The following is a 4726-nucleotide window of genomic DNA, read 5'->3' on the forward strand; positions in this document are numbered from 1 at the left end:
CGACGGCGCCGGCAGGGCCGAGGGCCCGCACGGCGGTCGGGAGCGGCCGGGCCGGTGCCGTCGACGCGACGGCACCGGGCTTCGTCGGCGTCTCGCCGACGGACGTCTGCGTGGCCGCCTCCGCCGGGGCCATGGGCTGTTCTCCTCCTCGTACGACGATGCGCGGCACCGTGCCCGAGCCCTCGCCGGTGCGTTCTCCGCCCGGCAGCGACTCCGCGATGTCCGCGCCCGTGGTCATCTCTGCGCTCCGTCCGGCCGGCGGATCTGCGAGGGCACCTTGTTCAGCAGCGGGGCATCGTGCGCGGCCAGGAATCCGGCCACCGCGTTGTCCCAGCTGAAGAGCTCCGCGCGGGCGCGGGCCGCGGCGCGGCGGTCCTCCTCCGGGCGCGTCAGCAGCTCCTGGATCGCGTCGGCGAAGGACACGGCGCTGTCCACGGCGGCCACTCCCGCGTCCCCGATCACCTCGGGCAGCGCCGACGACGCGCTCGGGACGACCGGTGTGCCGCAGGCGAGCGCCTCCAGGGCCGACAGCCCGAAGGTCTCGGCCGGTCCCGGCGCCAGACAGATGTCCGCGGCGGCCTGGAGATCGGCCATCTCCTCGCGGTTGGCCACATGGCCGAGAAAGAGCGCGGGCAGCCGCTGGGCACGGGCCCTGCGGACCAGTCCGGCCCGCAGCGGGCCCTCGCCCGCGACGACCAGCACGGCCCGTACGCCTCGGTCCCGCAGCTCGGCGAGCGCGTCCAGCGCGGCGCCCGGCCGCTTCTCCACCGAGAGCCGGGAGCCGAGCACCAGCAGCACATCCGCGCCGCGCGCGTAACGGGCGCGCAGGGCCTCGCTCCGCCGCTCCGGCCTGCACCGGGTCAGATCGACGCCGAGCGGCGCGCGCACCACATTGCGGGCGCCGATACGCAGGAACTCGCGCTCCGCCCACTCGGTGGTGCACACGATCCGCGAGTACGCCCACGCGCTGCGCGTGTTGAGCCGGTCCGCGGTCCGTCCGGCCGCGACGCCGGGCACGCCCCAGGTGCGCAGCACTCCGTCCGCCGTCTCGTGGGAGACCATCACCGAAGGGACGCGATGGCGCCGCGCCCACTCGCCCGTCCACCGCAGCGTGGTCCGGTCGGAGACTTCGAGCCGGTCGGGCCCGAGCGATTCGAGCACCTGCCGCAGCCGCTTCCGGGCGGTCAGCACCCGGTAGCCGCCGGTGCCGGGGATGACGGGACCCGGCAGGGTGATCACCCGTCCCTGCACGGTGTCCTCGTCGGACTCCCGCTCGCCCGGCACGATGAGCACTGGCTCGTGCCCGGCCGCGAGGTAGCCGCTGCCGAGCTCCTGGAGCGCGGTACGCAGCCCGCCCGAGGCCGGGGTCACGAAGTTCGCCAGCCGTACGATGCGCAAGCCGCTCACGCGACCACCGCCGTGCGCGCGCCGAGCACCTCGTCGTAGTGGCCCAGAAGCTGGTCGCCGACGACGGCCCAGGTCCTGCCCTCCACGGTGGTGCGCGCCGCCTGCCCGTACGCCTCACGGAGCGCGGGAGCATGGGCGAGGTCCCGTACGGCCTCGGTGACGGCGTCGGCGTCGTGCGGCTTCACCAGCGTGCCGGTGTATCCGTGGGCGACGAGGTCGAGCGGTCCGCCCGCTGCGGGCGCGATCACCGGTACGCCGCTGGCCATGGCCTCCTGCACGGTCTGGCAGAAGGTCTCGTACGGTCCGGTGTGCGCGAAGACGTCGAACGAGGCGAACGTACGCGCGAGCGCGTCGCCGGTCGTACGGCCCAGGAAGACCGCGCCGGGCAGCGCGCTCCGGAGCGTGGTCTCACTGGGACCGTCGCCGACGATCACCACCCGCACGCCCGGCAGCTCGCAGACGCCCGCGAGGAGTTCGACATGCTTCTCGGGCGCCAGCCGGCCGACATATCCGACGATCAGCTCGCCGTTGGGCGCGAGCCGACGGCGCAGCTCCTCGTCGCGCAGCTCGGGCCGGAACCGTACGGTGTCCACTCCGCGCGGCCAGAGCCGTACCCGCGGGATGTTGTGCTCGGCGAGGTCGCGTACGGCCGCGCTGGACGGTGCCAGGGTGCGGTCGGCCGCGGTGTGGACGGTACGGATCCGGCGCCAGGCCGCCGCCTCGCCCGCGCCCACATAGGTACGGGCGTAGCCGGCGAGATCGGTCTGGTACACGGCGACGGCGGGGACTCCGAGCCGTGAGGCGGCCGTCATGCCGCGCACGCCGAGCACGAACGGTCCCGCCAGATGGACCAGCTCGGCGCGGTGCGCGGCGATGGTCACCGCGACGCGCCGACTGGGCAGTGCCACCCGTACCTGGGGATAGCCGGGCAGCGGCACTGAGGGCACGCGTACCACGGGGCACGGTGCGTCGATCTCGGCATCACCGGCGACTGCCGGAGCGATGACGAGCGGGTCATGGCCGCGCACGGCGAGATGCCGGGCGGTCTGGAGGGCGCAGTGGGCTACGCCGTTGACATCCGGTGGGAAGGACTCGGTAACTATGACGACACGCATATTCGTGTTGTCGTCCTACCGAGCGTGTCCCTGCCAACGTGGATCTTTCCGCGTGGGGAACGTCCCGTGAGCATTGGACGCGGGTCGCCTGCGGCGGGCAGGCACGATGCACGGAAGGTACGCGCGTGGTTACGGAGTGCGAAATCCGGCCCGTCCGGCGCTTGAGGAGGGAACGGCCCAGCCCGGCACCGGGTTCCCACTCGGTAGGGGCCAGCCCCTCGCCGTACTCCGCCGCAGGCCGGAAACCCAGCCCGTCCGGCGATTGAGGACGGAACGGCCGGCCCGGACGGGTCCGGGTTGCGGAGACGTTCTGGCTGCGCACGGACGGAGGCGACCGAGCCCTCAATCAAAAGGCCAGCCGGCTGCGTACCGCCGTTTGGACTTCCGCCTCCTCCGCCGGGTCCGCCGCCAGTCTCCGTAGCCGTTCCGCCACCCGTACGTCCCCGGTCTCCGCGTGCAGCGCGGCGACCTCTCTGGTGGTCTCCTCGCAGTCCCAGAGGCATTCGACGGCGAAACCGGTCGCGTAGGAGGGATCCGTGGCGGCGAGCGCGCGTGCCGTTCGGCCGCGCAGGTGTGAGGAGGTGGTCTCGCGGTAGACATGGCGCAGCACAGGGGCCGCGCAGACGATGCCGAGGCGTCCGGTGCCGTCGACGAGTGTCCACAGTCCTGGCGCGTCGGGCCCGTCGGCCCGTACGGTCTCGCGCAGCGCGCCCAGCACCAGCTGGGTGTCGCGCGTGCCGCCGCGCCCGGCCAGCACACCGGCAGCGGACGCGCCGAGGGCGTCGGGCCGGTGCACCCAGCCGCGGGCCCGGTCGACGGCCTCCTCGCCGCACATCCGCTCGAAGGCGGAGACCGCGGCGTCGGCGACGGTACGGTCCGCGCCAACCGCCGCTTCGATCAGATCGAGGACGACGGGATCGGCCGCCTCGGCGAGATAGTGGAGCGCCGCGCATCGGGCGCCGTCGGGTCCGCCACGGGCGGCCTCGATGATCATCGGGCGGTCCTCGGGCCCGGCGACCGCGCTCAGACAGCGTGCGGCGGGCACATGGAGAACCGAGCCGCGCTCCAGGGCCTGCTGGGCCCAGTCGAAGACGGCCTGTACGCTCCAGCCGGGCCGTGGACCGCTCGGCCGGAGCTGGCGCTGCCAGCGGTCGAAGGAGCCCTGTTCACCGGCGGCCCTAATACGGGCGCCGATCTCCCGCCGCGGATCGTCGGCCCAGAGCCGCCACGGCCGGGGCTCGAACGCGTCCCGCACGGCGGTCGCCAGTTCGGTGTCACCCTCGGGAGTGGCCGGGAATCTGGCGAGGACGGGCAGCGCCAGCGAGCGCAGACCGGTGTCGTCGTCGCGCAGGGCCAGCTCGTCCAGGGCCCAGGCCCAGTTCGAGCCGGTCGCCGCGTAGCGCCGGAGCAGTTCCAGGGCGTCGCGCCTGCCGTACGAGGCGAGATGGCCGAGCACGGCGAGCGCGAGCCCGGTCCGTGACTCCTCGGTGTCGAAGTGGTCCTCGGCCAGGAAGAGATGGTGCTCGATGGCGTCGAGACCGCCGTGGAGATCCAGATACAGGCGCGCGTAGTACAGCGACCGGTTCTCGACCTGCCAGTCGTGCCGGGGGTCGTTCAGTACGCAGTGGTTGAGGGCGGCGAGCGCCTCCGCGCGGGGCGCCGCGAGCGCGTGCAGCGTGCCGTCGCCGCGGCCCCTCTGCAACAGGCCGAGCAGAGTGCCGCTCGGCGCTATGACTGGATCGAACATGGGAAAAGCCTCACATCAAGCTGTTGACGCAACCGGGGTGTGATGCGGCGCCACAACCGGCGCCGACCCTCTGGGCCTAGGCCGTGCGACAACATGTTCGGCCGCCCGTCGTCTCCCGCTCAACGCAGACCATCTTTCCTGCCTCTCGTCGGTGGCCCACTGCGGGCCCGACGTCATGATGACCCAGCCATTTCGCCACCGCGACCACATTTACGACGTCTCTCACCTGGCGCCGAACAGCTCCAGAAGGTCCGTCTTCCCAAACATTCGCGCGGTATCCACGGCGGACGGGCTCCCTTCCCTCGGATCCGCGCCGCCCGCGAGCAGCGTCCTGATGACCTCGTCCTCGCCCTTGAAGACCGCGCCCGCGAGCGGCGTCTGGCCGCGGTCGTTGGGCCGGCTCGCGTCGGCGCCGCGCTCCAGCAGGGCCGCCACCGCCGGCGCGTGGCCGTGGGAG

The 4726-nt window shown here is 73.3% G+C and carries 5 protein-coding genes; all 5 read right to left on the reverse strand.

What is annotated here, in order from left to right:
• On the reverse strand, positions 1-238 hold a 238-nt coding region (locus tag GA0115259_RS30065; protein ID WP_202450471.1), incomplete at its 3' end, for a hypothetical protein.
• Positions 235-1407, reverse strand: coding sequence for a glycosyltransferase (locus GA0115259_RS30070; protein ID WP_093602858.1), 1173 nt, complete (start codon positions 1405-1407; stop codon positions 235-237). The genes GA0115259_RS30070 and GA0115259_RS30065, both read right to left, overlap by 4 nt.
• On the reverse strand, positions 1404-2522 hold the full coding sequence (locus tag GA0115259_RS30075; protein WP_093602860.1) for a glycosyltransferase family 4 protein: 1119 nt from the start codon (positions 2520-2522) through the stop codon (positions 1404-1406). The genes GA0115259_RS30070 and GA0115259_RS30075 overlap by 4 nt, the downstream gene beginning before the upstream one ends.
• A 346-nt stretch (positions 2523-2868) precedes the next feature.
• Positions 2869-4269, reverse strand: coding sequence for a hypothetical protein (locus GA0115259_RS30080; protein WP_093602862.1), 1401 nt, complete (start codon positions 4267-4269; stop codon positions 2869-2871).
• A gap of 222 nt (positions 4270-4491) precedes the next feature.
• The coding region (locus GA0115259_RS30085; RefSeq protein ID WP_141716747.1) for an ankyrin repeat domain-containing protein at positions 4492-4726 on the reverse strand (235 nt) is incomplete at its 5' end.

It is taken from the genome of Streptomyces sp. MnatMP-M17 (assembly GCF_900091995.1).
Taxonomy (GTDB): domain Bacteria; phylum Actinomycetota; class Actinomycetes; order Streptomycetales; family Streptomycetaceae; genus Streptomyces.

What these genes read in the sequence shown, in the direction of transcription:
- GA0115259_RS30080 (WP_093602862.1), bottom strand. Translation starts at nt 4,269, where the DNA reads ATGTTCGATCCAGTCATAGCGCCGAGCGGCACTCTGCTCGGCCTGTTG.
- GA0115259_RS30075 (WP_093602860.1), bottom strand. Translation starts at nt 2,522, where the DNA reads ATGCGTGTCGTCATAGTTACCGAGTCCTTCCCACCGGATGTCAACGGC.